Annotated in this window: 20 protein-coding genes; 9 read left to right on the forward strand and 11 right to left on the reverse strand. The window is 70.7% G+C overall.

The features are described from left to right. Positions 1 to 75: 75 nt before the first annotated feature. Together ffh and AC1RU4_RS24020 are read right to left on the reverse strand one after the other, a co-directional pair. The gene (gene ffh / locus AC1RU4_RS24015) at positions 76 to 1,632 is read right to left on the reverse strand and encodes a signal recognition particle protein (RefSeq protein WP_492893978.1); all 1,557 of its coding nucleotides are present in this window, start codon (positions 1,630 to 1,632) and stop codon (positions 76 to 78) included. Between the two features lie 255 nt (positions 1,633 to 1,887). Continuing rightward, positions 1,888 to 2,289: a DUF930 domain-containing protein gene (locus AC1RU4_RS24020; RefSeq protein ID WP_492893980.1), complete on the reverse strand. Its 402-nt coding sequence runs from the start codon at positions 2,287 to 2,289 to the stop codon at positions 1,888 to 1,890. A gap of 156 nt (positions 2,290 to 2,445) precedes the next feature. On the opposite strand from AC1RU4_RS24020, the gene AC1RU4_RS24025 reads away from it, so the two are divergent. The 4 genes from AC1RU4_RS24025 to AC1RU4_RS24040 all read left to right on the forward strand — a co-directional run bounded on the left by AC1RU4_RS24025 (position 2,446) and on the right by AC1RU4_RS24040 (position 5,923). Next, entirely contained in the window at positions 2,446 to 3,954 is a 1,509-nt protein-coding gene (locus AC1RU4_RS24025; protein WP_492893982.1) for a pyruvate kinase, read from the forward strand. A 374-nt stretch (positions 3,955 to 4,328) separates the two neighbouring features. Next, complete coding sequence (locus AC1RU4_RS24030; RefSeq protein WP_492893984.1) at positions 4,329 to 5,063, forward strand: heme ABC transporter permease; 735 nt, start codon at positions 4,329 to 4,331, stop codon at positions 5,061 to 5,063. 57 nt (positions 5,064 to 5,120) lie between these two features. Further along, the gene (gene ccmD / locus AC1RU4_RS24035; RefSeq protein WP_492893986.1) at positions 5,121 to 5,294 is read left to right on the forward strand and encodes a heme exporter protein CcmD; all 174 of its coding nucleotides are present in this window, start codon (positions 5,121 to 5,123) and stop codon (positions 5,292 to 5,294) included. Next, positions 5,291 to 5,923: a DsbE family thiol:disulfide interchange protein gene (locus AC1RU4_RS24040; RefSeq protein WP_492893988.1), complete on the forward strand. Its 633-nt coding sequence runs from the start codon at positions 5,291 to 5,293 to the stop codon at positions 5,921 to 5,923. The genes ccmD and AC1RU4_RS24040 overlap by 4 nt, the downstream gene beginning before the upstream one ends. 19 nt (positions 5,924 to 5,942) lie before the next feature. Here the strand turns inward: AC1RU4_RS24040 and AC1RU4_RS24045 are convergent, their stop codons facing one another. The 5 genes from AC1RU4_RS24045 to AC1RU4_RS24065 form a co-directional block, all read right to left on the reverse strand. Then, positions 5,943 to 6,365, reverse strand: coding sequence for a hypothetical protein (locus AC1RU4_RS24045; protein WP_492893990.1), 423 nt, complete (start codon positions 6,363 to 6,365; stop codon positions 5,943 to 5,945). Positions 6,366 to 6,394: 29 nt separating this feature from the next. Further along, on the reverse strand, positions 6,395 to 6,856 hold the full coding sequence (locus AC1RU4_RS24050) for a DUF1178 family protein (protein WP_492893992.1): 462 nt from the start codon (positions 6,854 to 6,856) through the stop codon (positions 6,395 to 6,397). Next, positions 6,853 to 7,800: a carbon-nitrogen hydrolase family protein gene (locus AC1RU4_RS24055; protein WP_492893994.1), complete on the reverse strand. Its 948-nt coding sequence runs from the start codon at positions 7,798 to 7,800 to the stop codon at positions 6,853 to 6,855. Before AC1RU4_RS24055 ends, AC1RU4_RS24050 begins: the two co-directional genes overlap by 4 nt. A gap of 51 nt (positions 7,801 to 7,851) precedes the next feature. Then, a complete protein-coding gene (grxC, locus tag AC1RU4_RS24060; protein ID WP_492893996.1) occupies positions 7,852 to 8,109 on the reverse strand; it encodes a glutaredoxin 3 in 258 nt (85 codons plus the stop codon). Between the two features lie 80 nt (positions 8,110 to 8,189). After that, positions 8,190 to 9,011, reverse strand: a complete 822-nt coding sequence (locus tag AC1RU4_RS24065) for a ComF family protein (protein ID WP_492893998.1) — start codon at positions 9,009 to 9,011, stop codon at positions 8,190 to 8,192. Between the two features lie 222 nt (positions 9,012 to 9,233). On the opposite strand from AC1RU4_RS24065, the gene AC1RU4_RS24070 reads away from it, so the two are divergent. Continuing rightward, positions 9,234 to 10,136 (forward strand): methyltransferase domain-containing protein, encoded by a 903-nt coding sequence (locus AC1RU4_RS24070; protein WP_492894000.1) that lies wholly within the window; start codon positions 9,234 to 9,236, stop codon positions 10,134 to 10,136. Positions 10,137 to 10,149: 13 nt separating this feature from the next. Here the strand turns inward: AC1RU4_RS24070 and AC1RU4_RS24075 are convergent, their stop codons facing one another. The 3 genes from AC1RU4_RS24075 to AC1RU4_RS24085 form a co-directional block, all read right to left on the reverse strand. Then, positions 10,150 to 10,563: a (deoxy)nucleoside triphosphate pyrophosphohydrolase gene (locus tag AC1RU4_RS24075; protein ID WP_492894002.1), complete on the reverse strand. Its 414-nt coding sequence runs from the start codon at positions 10,561 to 10,563 to the stop codon at positions 10,150 to 10,152. Positions 10,564 to 10,572: 9 nt separating this feature from the next. Then, positions 10,573 to 11,820 carry a bifunctional glutamate N-acetyltransferase/amino-acid acetyltransferase ArgJ gene (gene argJ / locus AC1RU4_RS24080; RefSeq protein ID WP_492894004.1) on the reverse strand — a complete coding sequence of 416 codons (1,248 nt, stop codon included), beginning with the start codon at positions 11,818 to 11,820 and terminating at the stop codon, positions 10,573 to 10,575. Between the two features lie 137 nt (positions 11,821 to 11,957). Then, a complete protein-coding gene (locus tag AC1RU4_RS24085; protein ID WP_492894006.1) occupies positions 11,958 to 12,179 on the reverse strand; it encodes a putative antibiotic biosynthesis monooxygenase in 222 nt (73 codons plus the stop codon). Positions 12,180 to 12,295: 116 nt separating this feature from the next. Between AC1RU4_RS24085 and AC1RU4_RS24090 the strand changes: the two genes are divergently transcribed. Beyond that, on the forward strand, positions 12,296 to 12,946 hold the full coding sequence (locus tag AC1RU4_RS24090; protein ID WP_492894008.1) for a TetR/AcrR family transcriptional regulator: 651 nt from the start codon (positions 12,296 to 12,298) through the stop codon (positions 12,944 to 12,946). 177 nt (positions 12,947 to 13,123) lie between these two features. Here the strand turns inward: AC1RU4_RS24090 and AC1RU4_RS24095 are convergent, their stop codons facing one another. Further along, entirely contained in the window at positions 13,124 to 14,119 is a 996-nt protein-coding gene (locus AC1RU4_RS24095; protein WP_492894010.1) for a peptidylprolyl isomerase, read from the reverse strand. Between the two features lie 376 nt (positions 14,120 to 14,495). Between AC1RU4_RS24095 and secA the strand changes: the two genes are divergently transcribed. The 3 genes from secA to AC1RU4_RS24110 all read left to right on the forward strand — a co-directional run. After that, positions 14,496 to 17,282, forward strand: a complete 2,787-nt coding sequence (gene secA / locus AC1RU4_RS24100) for a preprotein translocase subunit SecA (RefSeq protein WP_492894012.1) — start codon at positions 14,496 to 14,498, stop codon at positions 17,280 to 17,282. Continuing rightward, a complete protein-coding gene (locus AC1RU4_RS24105; protein ID WP_492894014.1) occupies positions 17,279 to 17,659 on the forward strand; it encodes a nuclear transport factor 2 family protein in 381 nt (126 codons plus the stop codon). Before secA ends, AC1RU4_RS24105 begins: the two co-directional genes overlap by 4 nt. Before the next feature lie 115 nt (positions 17,660 to 17,774). Further along, positions 17,775 to 18,125, forward strand: a 351-nt coding sequence (locus AC1RU4_RS24110) for a hypothetical protein (RefSeq protein ID WP_492894016.1), incomplete at its 3' end; no start/stop codon positions are given.

Raw genomic sequence — 18,125 nt, forward strand, 5'->3', positions numbered from 1 at the left:
AACGATCCCGGATCGCCGCCTGCGGCGCCGTCCGGGACGAGGGATATTCGGTCAGGTCGTCACGTATTTCTCTCGTCACTTCTTCTTCGGCGGGAAGCCCGGCAGGCCCGGAAGCCCGCCCGGCTTGCTGCCGACCCCCGGCAATCCCGGAAGGTTGCCGGGGAATTTCGCGGGGAGGCCACCACCCAGGCCGCCCATCCCGCCGGGCATCTTCTCGGCGAGCTTGGCGATGTCCTCGGGCTTGGGCATGCCGCCGCCGAATCCGCCCATCCCGCCGCCGCCAAGGCCGAACATGTTGGCGAGCCCGGCCATCGGGCCGCCGCGCTTGCCGCCGGAGGCGCCCATCGCCTTCATCATGTCCGCCATCTGGCGGTGCATCTTCATCAGCTTGTTGACGTCCTCGACCTTGGTGCCGGAGCCCGCGGCGATCCGCTTTCTCCGAGAGGCGTCGAGCAGCTTCGGGTTGCGCCGCTCCTTGCGGGTCATCGAATCGATGACCGCCTTCTGCCGGCGGATCACCTTGTCGTCGAGATTGGCGCTGGCCATCTGGTTCTTCAGCTTGCCGATGCCCGGCAGCATGCCCATCAGACCGCCGAGGCCGCCGAGCTTTTCCATCTGCTCGAGCTGCATGCGCAGGTCTTCGAGGTCGAAATTGCCCTTGCGCATCCGCTCGGCGGCGGCCATCGCCTGCTGGGCGTCGATGTTCTCGACCGCCTTCTCGACCAGCGACACCACGTCGCCCATGCCGAGAATGCGCCCGGCGACGCGGCGGGGATCGAAATCCTCCAGCGCATCCATCTTTTCGCCGGTGCCGATCAGCTTGATCGGCTTGCCGGTGACCGCGCGCATGGACAAGGCGGCACCGCCGCGCCCGTCGCCATCGGCGCGGGTCAGCACGATGCCGGTCAGCCCGACGCGCTCGTCGAAGGCCTTGGCGGTATTCACCGCGTCCTGGCCGGTGAGGCTGTCGGCGACCAGCAGCACCTCGTGCGGCTTCGTCGCGGCCTTCACCTCGGCCACTTCCGCCATCAGCGCCTCGTCGAGGGTGACGCGGCCGGCGGTGTCGAGCATCACCACGTCGAAGCCGCCGAGACGGGCGGCCTCCATGGCGCGGCGGGCGATCTGCACGGCGCTCTGGCCGGCGACGATCGGCAGCGTGTCGACATTCACCTGCTTGCCGAGGGTGGCGAGTTGCTCCATCGCCGCCGGACGGCGGGTGTCGAGCGAGGCCATCAGCACCTTGCGGCTGCCCCGCTCGGTAAGCCGCTTGGCGATCTTGGCGGTGGAGGTGGTCTTGCCCGAGCCCTGCAGGCCGACCATCAGGATCGGCACCGGCGGGGCGGCTTCGAGATCGATCGGCTTGGCATCGGAGCCGAGCGTGGCGATCAGCTCGTCATGGACGATCTTGACCACCATCTGGCCGGGGGTGACCGACTTCACCACCTCGGCGCCGACGGCGCGCGCGCGCACCCGGTCGGTGAAGGAGCGCACCACGTCGAGCGCCACGTCGGCCTCGATCAGCGCCCGGCGCACCTCGCGCATGGCCTCGCCGACGTCGGCCTCGGTGAGGGCGCCGCGCTTCTTCAGCCGGTCGAGTATGCCGCCAAGGCGGTCGCTCAGTGAATCGAACATATGTTCGCCGCTCCATCCCTCCCGCCGGAAATCCGCGCAAAGCCGAAAACGCCCGAGGGCGCATCGCGCTGTCGGGCGTGAACCTCCGGCCTCAGGGGCCGGGCGGCGGGACGGCTCGCGGATCGTGCGAGAATGGCGGGGTGTTAGCCGCCAAGCGTGGCAAAGTCAAGGAAAGCGCGGCAGCGAACGCGATCGGTGGCGATCCGGCTCCACCCGACACGCCGTCCGGCCGGGTTCGGCGAACGACGCACGCCGCTACGGCGCCACCAGATAATGCGTATCCCATTCCGAGCGGGGGATCGCCGCGCCGAGCTTGTAGGAGAAGGACTTGATGTCGAGCCCGTCATTGGCGGTCTCGCAGGCATAGGAGAGGTGGTACCAGGTGCTGCCGCTGCGCACCGCCGCGCCGGGGGCGACGAGGTGCTGCTGCTCCAGCTTGGTATTGGCATAGGCATAGGCGACCAGTTCGTCCGGGTGCATGCCCTTGTTCTCCCGGCCGATCGCGCCCATGCCGCGCGCGTTGCAGCGCTGCTCGACCCGCGCGACGGGATCAAGCATCAGCATCTCGTCGGTCTTCGAGCGGGCATGGGCGGGGCCGGGCGGCGCGGCGGAGGCCAGCGCGGCCAGGGCAAGCGGAATGAGGAGAGCGCGTGTCACGGGTTTTCGTATCTCCGGCCTCGAATTCAGGGCGTCGTTGAAGCGGGTGGATGTGGCCCCGGCATGGCGCGCGCGACGGGTTCACGGCGACGTTACAGGCGAGCGCTAGCGTCGCTGCCGCCCCCTGATGCCACCGCGGGGCGTGGAGCTCAAGCCATGGACGCATTGCCGACCGCGCAGACCGCCCCCGCGGCGCTGTTCGACGAAATTCTCCAGCTTCGGCATGACGTTACGCAAGATTCGGTTCTCGTTGCGGAACGCTTGCGCGCCGCCGCCGGCGATCCGGGCCCGGCGGGAGACATCGCCTTCGACGCGGCCGCCCTCGCCAATCTCGCCGACTATATCGCCCTGCGCCGGCGCGACCTGCGCCCGGTCCAGCGCCGGCTGATGAGCCTCGGCCTGTCCTCGCTCGGGCGGCTGGAGAGCCGGGTGCTGCCGACGCTGGACGCCGTGCTGGCCGCCCTCGCGGCGCTCGCCGGCCGGCCCGCTCCGTTCGAGGCGCCGGACGAGGCGGCGTTCTTCAGGGGCGAGGCCCGGCTGGAGGCCGCGACCGACACGCTGTTCGGCCCGCTCCCCACCGGCCGCCGCGCCCGCATCATGGTGACGCTGCCGACCGAGGCGGCGCGCGACGCCGCCCTCGTGCACGACCTCGCCCGGCGCGGCATGGACGTCGCCCGCATCAATTGCGCCCATGACGACCCGGCCGCGTGGCGCTCCATGGCGGAGCACGTGCGCGCCGCCGGCCGCGAGACCGGCCGCAACATCGCGGTGCTGATGGACATTGCCGGCCCGAAGATCCGCACCGGCGCCATCGCCCCGGCCAAGGGCCGGCTGCATACCGGCGACGCGCTGCGCCTGGTGGCGCAGGGCGATCCCCGCCCCGGCGACGGTGCCGATTTCTCCGCCGCCGTCTCGCTGCCCGAGATCGTCACCCGCCTCTGCGTCGGCGAGCGCGTGCGCTACAATGACGGCAAGGTGGAAGCGGTGGTGGAGAGCGTCGGCGAGGGCGAGGCGCTGCTGCGCATCCTCCACACCCGCGCCGACGGCGTGAAGCTGAAGCCCGAGAAGGGCCTCAACCTGCCCGACACCGCGCTCGGCCTTTCCCCGCTCACCGCCAAGGACAATAACGACCTCGCCACCGTGATCGAATGCGCCGACATGATCGGCTATTCCTTCGTCAGCCGGGCGGAGGACATCGACCTGCTCGACGCCGCCATTGCCCGCGTCGGGCGCGAAGGCCGCCCGCTCGGCCTCATCGCCAAGATCGAGCGACCCGACGCGGTGAGCAACCTGCCGGAGTTGATCGCCCGCGCGGTGCGCCGCGGTCCGTTCGGGGTGATGATCGCCCGCGGCGACCTCGCCGCCGAGATCGGCTTCGAGCGCCTCGCCGAGATGCAGGAGGAACTGCTGTGGATCTGCGAGGCGGCGGCGGTGCCGGCGATCTGGGCGACGCAGGTGCTGGAGGACCTCATCCGCGATGGCATCCCCTCGCGCGGCGAGATGACCGACGCCGCCATGTCGGCCCGCGCCGAATGCGTCATGCTGAACAAGGGCCCGGCGCTCGCCGAGGCGGTGACGCTGCTCGACGGGCTGCTCGGCCGCATGGAGGCGCATGTGGCCAAGAAGACCCCGCGCCTGCGCGCCCTGAAGGCGTGGCAGGAATAGGGAGGCGGGAGGTCGGCGCGCCGGTTGCCCTATGCGACGACGTCATCCTCGGGATCCACGCCCCCGACCGGGAGCACCCGACCCGGTCGCTCCCCACCCTCCGCTCCCGTCATGCTGAGGTGCCGGCCGACACGGCCGGCCTCGAAGCACGCAAGCGCGCACCGAGGGCGGAGGCCCTTCGGCAAAGAGTATCCCGCGTCGACGTCCGGCGTCCTCCGAGGCTCGCCTGCTGCTCGCACCTCTGGATGACGAGGGACGATAACCCGCGAGCTGGAAGCCCCCGCACCGCCCGCCCCCTTCTCTTCCATCACATACGCGTTCCGCCGCAGGTGCGCTCTGTTGCCCGCCCGCGCGGGGCGGATTAGAACCGCGCCATGGCGCTGATGGATCTCGCGAACCCCACCCGTTTCCTCGCCCTGTCCGGGCGGGTGCTGCCGTGGCTCGCCGGGGCGGCCGCGCTGGCGCTCGCGGTGGGGCTGGTGCTCGCCTTCCGCGCGCCGGCCGACTACCAGCAGGGCGAGACGGTGCGCATCATGTATATCCATGTGCCCTTCGCCTGGCTCGCCATGCTGGGCTACACGCTGCTCGCGCTCTCCTCGCTCGGCATCCTGGTCTGGCGCCATCCGCTGGCCGATGTCGCGCACAAGGCGCTGGCGCCGATCGGCGCGCTGTTCGCCTTTCTGTGCCTGCTCACCGGCTCGCTGTGGGGCCGGCCGATGTGGGGCACCTACTGGGTGTGGGACGCGCGGCTCACCTCCATGCTGGTGCTGCTGCTGCTCTATCTCGGCCTGCTCGCCCTGCGCTCGGCCATCGACGAGCCGAACCAGGCCGGCCGCGCCGCCGCCGTGCTGACGCTGGTCGGCTTCGTCAACGTGCCGATCGTCAAGTTCTCCGTCGACTGGTGGAACACGCTGCACCAGCCGGCCTCGGTGTTCCGCATGGGCGGGCCGAGCATCCATCCGAGCCTGCTCTGGCCGCTCATGGTGACCGCGCTCGGCTTCACCCTGCTGATGCTGGCGCTGCAGCTCGCGGCCATGCGCAACGAGATCCTGCGCCGCCGCCTCCAGGCGCTGGAAGCGCGCGCCGCCGCCGATGCCGCCCATGCATGACATCCCGATGCGTGACGTCCCGATGCTCAACGTCCCGATCCGCAAGGCGTGACCGACATGGCCGACACCCACGCCGCCTTCATCCTTGCCGCCTATGGCGCGAGCGCCCTCGCCCTCGCCGTGCTCGCCCTGTGGATCGTGCTCGACGGACGGGCGGTGCGCCGGCGGCTGGCGGCGATGGAAGCGCGCGGCATCCGCCGCCGTTCGGCTTCGCGCGAGGACCGGCCGTGAGCGATGCCCCCTCTCCCGGCCCCGCCTCGCCGCTCCGCCGGCGGGCGCTGGTATTGCTGCCGCTTGTCCTGTTCCTGGCGCTGGCCGGCCTGTTCTACGGAAGGCTGTTCTCCGGCGATCCCTCGCGCCTGCCCTCGGCGCTGATCGGCCGCCCCGCCCCGGCGCTCGACCTGCCGCCGCTCGACGGCCTGTCCCGCGACGGCGCGCCGCTGCCCGGCCTGCCGGCGGGCACGTTCGGCCACGGCGACGTCACGGTGCTGAACGTGTTCGCCTCCTGGTGCGTGCCGTGCCGCGACGAGCATCCCCGGCTGGTCGAGCTCTCGAAGATGAGCGGCTTCCGCCTCGTCGGTCTCAACTACAAGGACGACGCGCAGAACGCCCGTCGCTTCCTCGGCACGTTCGGCAATCCCTTCGCGGCGGTGGGAGTGGACGCCAATGGCCGCGCCGCCATCGACTGGGGCGTCTACGGCGTGCCGGAAACCTTCGTCATCGGCCGCGACGGGCGCATCGCCTACAAACATGTCGGCCCGATCGACGAGGAGGGCCTGCGCACCCGCCTGCTGCCGGAGATCGGCAAGGCCATGGCGGCACCCGCGACCGCCCCACCCGCATCGGCGACCGGCGGCTAGAACCTGCGCCCGTAAGGCGCTAGTGGAGCGCGGCGAGCAGCGCTTTCCGCCCCGCCTCGCTGGGCGAACCCAGCATCTGCGTGCCGAGATGATTGCGGAACGCGCCATAGGCGCGGTGCCCGTCATTCATGAAGATCACGGCGATCCTGCCGGCGGCGCACGAACTCGGCCGGCACAGCACATAGACATTGACGTGGACGCCGTCGACCGTGGCCGGCTGCACCGGCGACCACACGCCGCGCGCGCCCTTCAGCCAGCGGTCGTTCTTCAGCACCGGCGCGATGAGCCGGTTCCAGCTGCCGCGATACGGCTCCCGGCTGATGATCTCGAACAGATGCGCCGGGCTCTGCGCCAGCGCCGGCGACGCCAGGATCGGCGACAGGAGGACCGGCGCCGCGAGGAGCAATCCGAGCGCAAGGGCGCCCGCGCGGGACATCGGCATGGAACCCTCCGGGCGGCGGAGATGCCGCCTCAGTTGCGGTCGTCCGGCACGCCCGGCAGCGGCAGGACCTCGATCTCGTCATCGAGCAGCGCGCGCACATCCTCCGTGCTCGCCTCGCCATAGATCGAGCGCTGCTCGACCTCACCCTCGTGCATCTGCCGGGCGAGCGCGGCGAAATCCTCGCCGACATAATCGGCGTTCTTCGTCACCTGCTCGCGCACCGCCCGCAGCATGGCGCGCAGCGCCTGTTCCTTCTCGGAGAGGATGGCGACCGTCTCCGGCGCAACCTTCTCCGGCGCCGCCGGCTCCTGCTCGCGCTTGCGCGCGCCGGCGCCGAGCGCCGGGGCCATCAGCGCCTTCTCCACCTTCACCGAGCCGCAGACCGGGCAGGCGACCAGCCCGCCCGCCCTCTGCGCGTCATAGGCGGCGGAATCGCGGAACCAGCTGTCGAAGCGATGTTCCCGCGCACAGCTCAGGGAATAGAGGATCATGCCGCGTCCCCCGCTGGTGCGTTCCCCGCCGGCGCCGGCGTGGAGGCGGCAAGATGCAGCCGGCCGTTGCCCGGCTCGGGCAGCATCTCGAAGCGCCGCCCATGGTCGAGCGCCGGAATGCGCCGGCGCACCGCCTCCACCTCGGCCGGATCGATCGTCGCCGAGACCACGCCGGGCTCGGACCCGCCCTCGGCGAGGATGCGGCCCCACGGGTCGATGATCAGCGAATGGCCGAAGGTCTCGCGCCCGTTCTCGTGCCGGCCGCCCTGCGCGGCGGCGAGCACGAAGGAGCCGGTCTCGATGGCGCGGGCGCGCAGCAGGATGTGCCAATGCGCCTCGCCGGTGGTCTGGGTGAAGGCCGCCGGCGCGGCGATCATCCCCGCCCCGGCCTCGGCCAGCGCGCGGAACAGCGCCGGGAACCGCAGGTCGTAGCAGATGGTGAAGCCGAGCCGGATGTTCGGCAGGTCGGCGTGCACGGCGAAGTCGCCCGGACGATAGGCGGTGGATTCGCGGTAGACGTCGCCATTGGGCAGGTCGACGTCGAACATGTGGATCTTGTCGTAGCGGGCGAGGATCGCCCCGTCCGGCCCGATCAGGAACGAGCGGTTGGCGGCGCGATGCTCGCTCGCCCTCACCGCCAGCGAGCCGATATGCAGGTGGATGGCGAGCTCGCGCGCCAGCGCCTGGAACGCCCTCAGCGCCGGATCGCCCTCCTCCGCGTGCAGCACGGCGAACAGCGCCTGGCGGTTCTCCTCCATGGTGCCGGTCATTTCCGGCGTCTGCACGTAGGTGGCGCCGCCGGCCGCCGCCTCGCGGATCATCGCCGACGCCGCCTCGACATTGGCCGCGACGCTCCGGGCGGTGCGCATCTGCACCAATGCCGCCTTGAACGGCGCGCCGAGGCGGAGCGGACGGGAGGTCGCGTCGGGGGAGGAAGCGGTCATTATCGTCACTCTCTTTTCGCCGTGGAATGCGGCAGCTGCGGCGGGCAGCCCTCAGCCGGCGAGCAGCGTATCGAGTTCGCCGGCCTCGTCGAGCGCGTAGAGGTCGTCGCAGCCGCCGACATGCTTTCCGTCGATGAAGATCTGCGGCACGCTGGTGCGCCCGCCGGCCCGGCCGGACATGGCCGAGCGGGTCACGGGGTCGCCGGCGACGTTGATCTCGGAATAGGTCGCGCCCTTGCGCTTCAACAGGTCCTTGGCGGCGTGGCAATAGGGGCAGGTATAGGTGGTGTAGATCTCGATCTGCGCCATGCGTTCCTCTCCTCGCCCTCCGGCCAAATCCTTGTTCGCGCGGTCCCTGCCCGTGCGGTCCCTGCCCGCGCGCCGTCGCTCTATGATATGGGCCCCGGCGCCCCGTCAACAACCCGCGCGAACACCACGACGTCGACCCGCGCCGCGCCGGCCCGCGTCAGCGCCTTGGCGCAGGCGTCGATGGTGGCGCCGGTGGTCAGCACGTCGTCGACGAGCACGATGCGCCGGCCCCTCAGCTCCGGCTTCATCGGCTCCGGCACCGCGAAGGCGCCGGCGACATTGCCGGCCCGTGCCGCCCGGTCGAGCCCGACCTGCGGCGTCGTCGCCCGCGTGCGCTCCAGCCAGTCCGCGCGCATGGTCACCCCGGTCCGCTTCTCGATCCCCAGCGCCAGCAGCGCCGACTGGTTGAAGCGCCGCTTGAACAGCCGTCGCGGATGCAGCGGCACCGGCACCAGCGCGTCGGCATCCTGCAGGAGGCCCGCTCCCGCCCGCGCCATCAGCCCGGCGAGCGGATCGGCGAGGTCGAGCCGGTCGGCATATTTCAGCCCGTGCACCAGCTCCCGCGCCACCTCGCCGAAGGCGACCGCCGCCCGTGCCCGCCCATAGGCCGGCGGATGGTCGAACGCCGCCTCCGACAGCCGGGTCGCGCCCTCGCGCAGCGGCACGCCGAGCCGCTCGCAGAGCGGTTCGGTGATGAAGTCCAGCCGGGTCCAGCAGGCAGCGCACAGCGCGCCCGGCTCGCTCACCGCCCGCTTGCAGGCCATGCAGGTCGGCGGCAGCATGAAATCGAGGGCGCTGCGGCCGAACGCCGCCAGCCCCGCCAGCGCGCGCCGTCCCGCCCGCGGAAAGGGCGCGGCAGGCGGGGTGTCCGGCGCGGTTTCACGGGGCGCGGCATCGTCCATGCCGCATCCTAGGACCCTTCGCGGCCGGATCAACTCATTGCGTGCGGGAGTTCTCTTCGCGTGCGGGAGTTCTCATCGCATGAGCGAGACTGGCCGCCGGCTCGACCGTACGTTCGCCCGCCGCCCGTTCTTTCCCGAACGCATTCCCCGCCATCGGCCGCGCGGAAGGGGCTTTGACCATCCGCACGCATCGGCCTATGGCAAAGGCGAGGAGCACCCGCGATGCCTGGTCCCACCGATTCCGGTCCTGCCGAGATCTTCGATTCGCGGGCGCTGGCCGCCCGGCGGCGGCGGGCGCTGCATCTCGGCCCGGAAACCTTCCTCCTCGACCGCGTCGCCGAGGACCTCGCCGACCGGCTCGGCGCGGTGAAACGCCGGTTCGAGGTCGCCGCCGATCTCGGCACGCCGACGCCGGCGCTGCGGCAGGCGCTGGCGGGCGCGCCGGCGATCGGCCGGCTGTTCGCCTTCGGCCCGCCCGAGCGCGCCGACAACGACGCCGCCGCCGATGTCGAATTGCCGCCCTTCGCTGCTTCCTCGCTCGATCTCGTGGTCTCGGCCCTCGCGCTGCAGACGGTGAACGACCTGCCCGGCACGCTGGCCCAGATCCGCCGCGCGCTGCGGCCGGACGGGCTGCTGCTCGCCGCGCTGTTCGGCGCCGGCACGCTGGCGGAGCTGCGCGAATCCTTCGCGGTGGCCGAGAGCGACACGCTGGGGGGCATTTCCCCGCGCGTCGCCCCCTTCGCCGACCTGCGCGACCTCGGCAGCCTGATGCAGCGTGCCGGCCTCGCCCTGCCGGTCACCGATATCGACCGCGTGGTGGTGCGCTACGACCATCCCCTCGCGCTGATGACCGACCTGCGCCGCATGGGCGCCGCCAATCCGCTCAGCGCCCGCCGCCGCGAGCCGCTGCGCCGCGCGACGCTGGCGCGACTGTTCGATGTCTATGCCGAACGCTTCGCAGACCCGGACGGGCGGCTGCGCGCGACCTTCGAGATCGCCTGGATTTCCGGCTGGGCGCCGCATGAGAGCCAGCAGAAGCCGCTGCGCCCCGGCTCGGCGAAGCTGCGGCTGGCGGATGCGCTCGGCGCCCGCGAGATCCACGTGCCGCCGGAGGAAGAGCGGTAGCGCGCCTGGGCGGTCAGTCCCGCCCGGCTCCCAGCAGGTCGATCAGCGGCGGGATCAGCGGTTCGTCGGCCGGCGGCATCGGGTAGTCGCGCAGCCGGCCCGGCTTCACCCAGGCGAGGCGCTGGCCCTCGCGGCCCTGCACCTGCCCTTCCCAGCGACGGCAGATCCACAGCGGCATCAGCAGCTGGAAGGTCTCGTAGGTGTGGCTGGCGAAGGAGAGCGGCGCCAGGCACGGCTCCTTCACCGCAATGCCGAGCTCCTCGGACAATTCGCGGATCAGCGTCTCCTCCGGCCGCTCGCCGGGCTCGACCTTGCCGCCGGGAAATTCCCACAGGCCGGCGAGCTGCTTGCCCTGCGGCCGCTCGGCGATCAGCACCCGCCCGTCGGTGTCGACGAGCGCGCAGGCGGCGACGAGGACCAGCTTCACGCGGCTCTCCTATGAGCGGTAGTCGCCGTTGATGGCGACATATTCCTTGGTGAGATCGCAGGTCATCACCCGGTCGGCGCTGGCGCCGAGCCCGATATCGACGGCGATGTCGATGACGGCGTTCTTCATATAGGCGGACACTTCCGCCTCGTCATAGGCGGGGTCGCGCGCGCCCTCATGGGCGACGCGGATGCCGCCGAACGAGATGGAGAGCCGGTCGCGCTCGGCCGGCTCTCCCGCCTTGCCGACCGCCATGACGATGCGGCCCCAATTGGCGTCCTCGCCGGCCACCGCGGTCTTCACCAGCGGCGAATTGGCGATCGACATGGCGATGCGCCGCGCCGAGCGCTTGGAGGTCGCGCCCGTCACCTGGATGCGCACCAGCTTGCGCGCGCCCTCGCCGTCGCGCGCCACCTGCTCGGCGAGATCGGCGAGCACGCCGGTCAGCGCCTTGCGGAAGGCCGACAGCCGGCGGTCGGTCGCCTCGGCGATGCGCGGGGCGCCGCGCTTTTCGGCGGCGCCGGTGGCGAACAGCATCAGCGTGTCGGAGGTCGAGGTGTCGCCGTCGATGGTCACGGCGTTGAACGAGTCGGTCACCCCGCGCGACAGCAGCGACTGCAGCGCCTTTGCCTCGATCGGCGCGTCGGTGAACACGAAGGACAGCATGGTCGCCATGTCGGGGGCGATCATGCCGGCCCCCTTGGCGATGCCGGCAAGGGTCACGCTCACCCCGTCGATGGTCGCGGTGGCGGTGGCGAGCTTGGGGAAGGTGTCGGTGGTCATGATCGCCCGCGCCGGGTCGATCCAGGGCAGCGGCGCCAGCCGCGTGGCGGTCTCGTCGAGCACGCCGGTGAATTTCATCGCGTCGAGCGGCTCGCCGATCACGCCGGTGGAGGCGAGGTAGATCTCGCTTTCCGGGCAGCCCAGCGCCCTGGCGGCGATCTCGGCGGTCAGCTTGGTGGACTGCCGGCCCTTGGCGCCGGTGAAGGCATTGGCATTGCCGGAATTCACCACCAGCCCGCGGGCGGTGCCGTGCGGCAGGTTGGCCCGGCACCATTCGACCGGGGCGGAGGGGCATTTGGACTTGGTGAACACCCCGGCCACCGCGGTGCCCTCGTCCATCGCCAGCAGCAGCACGTCGGTGCGGCCCTTGTAGCGGATGCCCGCTTCGGCGGTGGCGAAGCGCACCCCTTCCACCGGGCCGACATCCGGCGTGGTCTTGGGCGCGAGCGGGGAGACGGGAGAGGCGTGGGCCATCGGGCAACACTCTGCGGCGGGACAAGGGCCGCACGGATGTGCCCGAAGCGCGCGACATCCGCAAGACGGAGTTGGACCGCGCGGAGTTGGACCGCGCGGCGTTCGACGGCGCGGCGTTCCATCCGACCCGGCCGGCGTCAGCCCTGCCGCGCCAGCCAGCGGCCGAGATGGCGGTGGATGCGCGGGATCAGCAGCCACACCATGGCGGTGACCACCAGCGGCACGATGACGAGCGACTTCTGCCACAGCGCCCAGCCGGGCGTGAGCGGCAGCACCAGATAGAGCAGCGCCGTCACCAGCGGGTAGACGGCGACGATGGCGGCGAGGGTGAAGCGGAAGCGGGAGATCTGCGACGACATGGGAAGCTCCGGGGCGGCATCAAACGAAACGATCCGTTCCGTTTAATAAAACGGACCGTTCCGTTCTGTCAACGCTTGCTTTATGCCAATCGTGGAATTTCCAGCGAGGCAGCCCGATGGACGAGGACGGCGCATCCGGTGCGGCTCAGGCCGACGCGGCGCAACATGGCGCCCGGCCCGCCGGGGCGCCCCGCCGCGTCTCGGCCGGACCGCATCGGAGCAAGGCCTCCGCCGAGGCGATTCTCGACGCGGCGGAGGCGCTGCTGGCGGAGGCCTGCTATGCCGGCTTCTCCATCGAGCAGGTGGCAAGGCGCGCCGGCGCCGGCAAGCCGACCATCTATCGCTGGTGGAGCGGCAAGGCCGCGCTGCTGCTCGACGTCTATGCGCGCCAGAAGCTCGATCTCGCCGAGGACGACACCGGTACGCTGGAAGGCGACCTCGTCGCCATGATCCGCATCCTCTGGCGCTTCTGGCGCGAGACCCCGGCCGGCCGCGCCTTCCGCTCCATCATCGCCGAGGCGCAATCCGACCCGGCGGCGCTGGAGGCGCTGCGGAACTTCCTCGCCGAGCGCCGGCACCATGTGGCGGCGGTGTTCGAACGCGCCGGGGCCCGCGGCGAGCTCGATCCGGCCTTCGATCCCGGTGCCGCGCTCGACATCGTCAGCGGCTATATCTGGACGCGGCTGCTCACCGACCGCATCGACGACGACGTCGCGGAGATCGCCATCGCCGCCCGGCAGATCGCCCGCGGCGTGCTGGCGCGCTGAACCCCGGCACGCTGCCCCCTGGGGTCGCCATGCCCGGAGCCGGGCCGCCGCCCCCATCAACGGAAAGGGCCGCCCGGCTTGCGACGGACGGCCCCTGCTTCTCGACGGGTCCCAAGTTCTCGACGGGTCCCAAGGCTCAGGCGGCGCCAGCCGCCCCGAGACATCGCGCCGCCGCGTTCACTGCGCCGGCTTGGGCGCCTCGGCCGGAGCCGCCGGCTGGGTGGTGAGGTCGGACGGCTTCGGCGCCGCGGCGGTCTTCTCCACCTTGGCGGCGTCGCGGGTCTTCTGCACCACGTCGGCCTGCGCCTTCTGCACCAGGTACTGCTCGATCTGCGGCTTCACCTCGTCGAAGCCCGGCAGCGGCTTCTGGCGCTTCTCCTCCACCTTGAGGACGTGCCAGCCGAACTGGGTCTTGATCGGCGCGGAAATTTCGCCCGGCTTCAGCGTGAAGGCCACCTCGGCGAATTCCGGCACCATCTGGTCCTTGGTGAAGAAGCCGAGATCGCCGCCATCCTGCTTGCCCGAGGGATCCTCGGTCAGCTCGCCGGCCAGCTTGGCGAAGTCCTCGCCCTTCTTCAGCCGGGCCTCGACCTCCTGGGCCTTCTTCTCGGCGGCGGCCTGGGCGGCGGCGTCGCCGGCCTCGGCGCGGAACAGGATATGGCGCGCATGCACCTCCTCTTCCGGCTTCTGCTGGGTCAGCGCCTCGTCATAGGTCTTCTTCAGCGCCTCGGGGGTCACGGCGGACTTGGCCGCCTTCTCCAGCGCCGCCTGCATCAGCACCCGCTTGCGGATGAAGTCGAGCTGGCGCTTGAAGTCGTCGGTCTGGTCGAGCTTCTGGGCTTCGGCGGCCTGCGCCATGGCGGTGAGGTCGATCAGGAAGCCGAGCACATATTCGTCGCGGGCCGGGCCCTGGATCTGCGGCGGCAGGTTCGGCGCCAGCTCCACGGCGGCGGCGGCCACGTCGGAACGGCGGATCGACGTGCCGTTGACGACGGCGAGGACCGGATCGTCGGTGGCGGCGGAAGCCGCCGGGGCCGCGGGCGCGGTCTGGGCGCTGGCAGGGGAGCCCGGCAGGACGAGCGCGGCGCCGATGAGCAGGGCGAGCGCGCCGGCGCCCGCCAGGGCACGCATGCGGACCGTCGCCTTGGCGGCGTGCGGACGGATGGGGTTCATGAAAAGCGTTCCTCGCAGTTTTGCGGTTGTCCCGTGGTACGGGCGGGCGAAAGCTGGCCCAGACAGGTGTCGGTTGCAAGCGGCTCCCTCACCCGGATCGGCATGAAAAGGGCGTCGCGCCTGCGATTGACAACCCCCAAACCCGTTCATAAGTGTGGCACGCACCGTGAAGCCGTCCGCGCGCTCGCATCTTTGTGACGCCGGGAACCGTTCGCGATGCGCGCCGGGCCTGCCGGAACGACCCATTTCAGCCGCAAAAAGGGTCTCGGTGAACCGGCATGCACTCCCGAGCGGCGGGAGTCATCCATACGGGGCCGGCGGTCCGTCACCGCCGCGCTTCGTTCTCTGCCTTGGCGGGACACGGATTGGAAGCCTCATGTTCGGCGCTCTCGCGCGAAAGCTCTTCGGATCGGCCAATGACCGCCGCGTGCGCGGTTACCAGCCGAAAGTCGCCGCCATCAACGCGCTGGAGCCGGAGCTGCTGAAGCTGTCGGACGAAGAGCTGCGCGCCCGCACCGTCGCCTTCCGCGAGCAATTGGCCAACGGCGCCAACCTCGACGATCTGCTGGTCCCCGCCTTCGCGACCGTGCGCGAGGCGAGCCGGCGGGCTCTCGGCCAGCGGCATTTCGACGTCCAGCTCATCGGCGGCATGGTGCTGCACGAGCGCGGCATCGCCGAGATGCGCACCGGCGAAGGCAAGACGCTGGTGGCGACCGCCCCGGTCTATCTCAACGCGCTCACCGGCAAGGGCGTGCATGTCGTCACCGTGAACGACTACCTCGCCCGGCGCGACGCCGAGTGGATGGGCCGCGTCTACCGCTTCCTCGGCCTCACCACCGGCATCATCGTCCACGGCATGGACGACAACGAGCGCCGCGACGCCTATGCCAGCGACGTCACCTACGCCACCAACAACGAGCTCGGCTTCGACTACCTGCGCGACAACATGAAGTACGAGCTGAACCAGATGGTGCAGCGTCCACACCACTATGCCGTGGTCGACGAGGTCGATTCGATCCTGGTCGACGAGGCGCGCACGCCGCTCATCATCTCCGGCCCGCTCGACGACCGCTCGGATTTCTACAACACCATCGACACCTACATCCCCCGCATGTCGAAGGAGGATTACGACGTCGACGAGAAGCAGCGCTCGGTCGCCCTGACCGAGGGCGGCATGGAGAAGATCGAGAACCTGCTCCGCGACGGCGGCCTGCTGAAGGGCGAGACCCTCTACGACATCGAGAACGTCTCGGTGGTGCACCACGTCAACCAGGCCCTGCGCGCCCACACGCTGTTCCAGCGCGACAAGGACTACATCGTGCGCAACGACGAGGTCGTCATCATCGACGAGTTCACCGGCCGCATGATGCCGGGCCGACGCTATTCGGAAGGGCTGCACCAGGCGCTCGAAGCCAAGGAGCGCGTGCAGGTGCAGCCGGAGAACCAGACCCTGGCCTCCATCACCTTCCAGAACTATTTCCGCATGTACGAGAAGCTGGCCGGCATGACCGGCACGGCCAATACCGAGGCGGCGGAATTCCAGGACATCTACAATCTCGAAGTGATCGAGGTCCCGACCAACCTGCCGGTGCAGCGCGTCGACGACGACGACGAGGTCTACCGGACCGCGGGCGAGAAATACAACGCCATCATCGAGCTGATCACCGACTGCAAGAAGCGCGGGCAGCCGGTGCTGGTCGGCACCACCTCGATCGAGAAATCCGAGCTGCTCGCCGAGCTGCTCAAGAAGCGCGGCTTCCGCCAGAAGGATTTCACCGACCCGGACGCGTTCCGCCCGCTCTATGACGGCGACCGCGGCGAAAGCGAGGACCTCGTCTTCGCGGTGCTGAACGCCCGCCATCACGAGCAGGAATCCTATATCGTCTCCCAGGCCGGCGTTCCCGGCGCCATCACCATCGCCACCAACATGGCCGGCCGCGGCACCGACATCCAGCTCGGCGGCAATGCCGACATGCGCATCGCCCACGAGCTCGCCGACCTGCCCGAGGGCGAGCAGCGCGCCGCCGCCGAGGCGGTCATTCGCGAGGAGATCGCCCGGCTGAAGCAGCGCGCGCTCGCCGCCGGCGGCCTCTACGTGATCGGCACCGAGCGCCATGAGAGCCGGCGCATCGACAACCAGCTGCGCGGCCGCTCCGGCCGCCAGGGCGATCCCGGCCATTCGCATTTCTTCCTGTCGCTGGACGACGACCTGATGCGCATCTTCGGCTCGGACCGGCTGGACGGCATGCTCCAGCGGCTCGGCCTCAAGGAGGGCGAGGCCATCGTCCATCCCTGGATCAACAAGGCGCTGGAAAAGGCCCAGAGCAAGGTCGAGGCGCGCAACTACGACATCCGCAAGAACCTGCTGAAATACGACGACGTGATGAACGACCAGCGCAAGGTGGTGTTCGAGCAGCGCGTCGAGCTGATGCAGGACACCGACGTCGCCGAGACGGTGGCCGAGATGCGCCACGGCGTCGTCGAGGAGATCGTCGCCAAGTTCGTGCCGCCCACCGCCTATCCCGAGCAATGGGACACCCAGGGCCTCGCCGAGGCGCTGCGCAACGTGCTCGGCCTCGAGCTGCCGGTGGTCGACTGGGGCCATGAGGAAGGCATCGCCGACGAGGAGATGCGCGAGCGCATCCTCGCCCGCGCCGACGAGGTCATGGCGGCGAAGGCGGCCAAATACGGCCCCGAGATCATGCGCTATGTCGAGAAGTCGATCCTCCTGCAGACGCTGGACCATCTCTGGCGCGAGCACCTGGTCACGCTCGACCACCTGCGCCAGGTCATCGGCCTGCGCGGCTACGCCCAGCGCGACCCGCTGAACGAGTACAAGTCTGAAGCCTTCCAGCTGTTCGAGACCATGCTCTCCAGCCTGCGCGAGGCGGTCACCGCCCAGCTCATGCGCGTCGAGATCATGACCACGCCGCCGCCGGAGGAGCCGCCGATGATGAACGCGCACCATATCGACGCGGTCACCGGCGAGGACGAGTTCGCGCTGCTGGCCGGCGAGAGCTTCGCCGCCGAGGCGACGCTCGCCCCCGCCGATCCGGCGCGCGATCCGAGCAACCCGGCGACCTGGGGCCGGGTCGGGCGCAACGAGGCCTGCCCCTGCGGCTCCGGGCTGAAATACAAGCACTGCCACGGCCGCTTCGCGTGATCGACGACGACACGCGCCGCGAGATCATGGCGGCCGAAGCGCGGCTGCGCGGGGCGATCCTGCGCGGCGACGTCGACGCGCTCGACGCGCTGATCGCCGACGATCTCATGCTGATCACGCTCGACGGCCGGCCGATTCCGAAGACGGAATATCTCGAACTGCACCGGTCGGGCTGGTACCAGCTCGACCGCTTCGAGTTTTCCGAGCGCAACCTGCTGTCCGACGATCCCGGCATCGTCGAGGTGACGCTTCGCCTGGATGCGGAGGGACAGGCCGGCGGCCAGCCCTTCCGCACCGCGATGCGGCTGTCCCGCGTCTGGCGCCGCACCGAGGATGGCTGGCGGATCGTCACCATCCAGGGCAGCGTCCTGTCCTGAGCGGCCGATTGCCGGCGCGACGGGAATCTCGCGTCCGCCGCTCGACGAGCCCGCCCCTTCGACCGCCATCGCCGCGGCCGCGATCCCGTGACGGCCCGCGAAAGCGCGGCCCGAAATGCAAAAGCCGCCCGGCCTTTCGGCGGGCGGCTTTTGCATTTCGGAATCGTTCGGGCGCGGCCGGTCAGCCCGCCTGCGTCACTGCACCGCCGACGACGAGGAGAACGTCCCCGTCGACAGGATCGACGCACCCGGCAACGGGCCGGTGGTGACGGCGGTCGAGCCGCCATACACGTCGCTGCTGCTGCCCGTCACCGAGGGACGCAGCGCCGGCGCGGCGGATGACGAAGGCGCGGGTGCCGGGGCGGTCGCCGAAGCCGTGGTGGCCGTGGACGCCGGCCTGGCGGCATGGGCCTGCTGCGGCGCGGCCGGAGCCGGAGCGCTGGCGCGCGGGGCCGGCGGCGCCGGG

It is taken from the genome of Ancylobacter sp. GW821-FHT10E12, from assembly GCF_058809335.1.

What these genes read in the sequence shown, in the direction of transcription:
- ffh (WP_492893978.1), bottom strand. Translation starts at nt 1,632, where the DNA reads ATGTTCGATTCACTGAGCGACCGCCTTGGCGGCATACTCGACCGGCTG.
- AC1RU4_RS24025 (WP_492893982.1), top strand. Translation starts at nt 2,446, where the DNA reads ATGGACGCATTGCCGACCGCGCAGACCGCCCCCGCGGCGCTGTTCGAC.
- AC1RU4_RS24030 (WP_492893984.1), top strand. Translation starts at nt 4,329, where the DNA reads ATGGCGCTGATGGATCTCGCGAACCCCACCCGTTTCCTCGCCCTGTCC.
- ccmD (WP_492893986.1), top strand. Translation starts at nt 5,121, where the DNA reads ATGGCCGACACCCACGCCGCCTTCATCCTTGCCGCCTATGGCGCGAGC.
- AC1RU4_RS24045 (WP_492893990.1), bottom strand. Translation starts at nt 6,365, where the DNA reads ATGCCGATGTCCCGCGCGGGCGCCCTTGCGCTCGGATTGCTCCTCGCG.
- AC1RU4_RS24050 (WP_492893992.1), bottom strand. Translation starts at nt 6,856, where the DNA reads ATGATCCTCTATTCCCTGAGCTGTGCGCGGGAACATCGCTTCGACAGC.
- AC1RU4_RS24055 (WP_492893994.1), bottom strand. Translation starts at nt 7,800, where the DNA reads ATGACCGCTTCCTCCCCCGACGCGACCTCCCGTCCGCTCCGCCTCGGC.
- grxC (WP_492893996.1), bottom strand. Translation starts at nt 8,109, where the DNA reads ATGGCGCAGATCGAGATCTACACCACCTATACCTGCCCCTATTGCCAC.
- AC1RU4_RS24065 (WP_492893998.1), bottom strand. Translation starts at nt 9,011, where the DNA reads ATGGACGATGCCGCGCCCCGTGAAACCGCGCCGGACACCCCGCCTGCC.
- AC1RU4_RS24070 (WP_492894000.1), top strand. Translation starts at nt 9,234, where the DNA reads ATGCCTGGTCCCACCGATTCCGGTCCTGCCGAGATCTTCGATTCGCGG.
- argJ (WP_492894004.1), bottom strand. Translation starts at nt 11,820, where the DNA reads ATGGCCCACGCCTCTCCCGTCTCCCCGCTCGCGCCCAAGACCACGCCG.
- AC1RU4_RS24085 (WP_492894006.1), bottom strand. Translation starts at nt 12,179, where the DNA reads ATGTCGTCGCAGATCTCCCGCTTCCGCTTCACCCTCGCCGCCATCGTC.
- AC1RU4_RS24090 (WP_492894008.1), top strand. Translation starts at nt 12,296, where the DNA reads ATGGACGAGGACGGCGCATCCGGTGCGGCTCAGGCCGACGCGGCGCAA.
- AC1RU4_RS24095 (WP_492894010.1), bottom strand. Translation starts at nt 14,119, where the DNA reads ATGAACCCCATCCGTCCGCACGCCGCCAAGGCGACGGTCCGCATGCGT.
- secA (WP_492894012.1), top strand. Translation starts at nt 14,496, where the DNA reads ATGTTCGGCGCTCTCGCGCGAAAGCTCTTCGGATCGGCCAATGACCGC.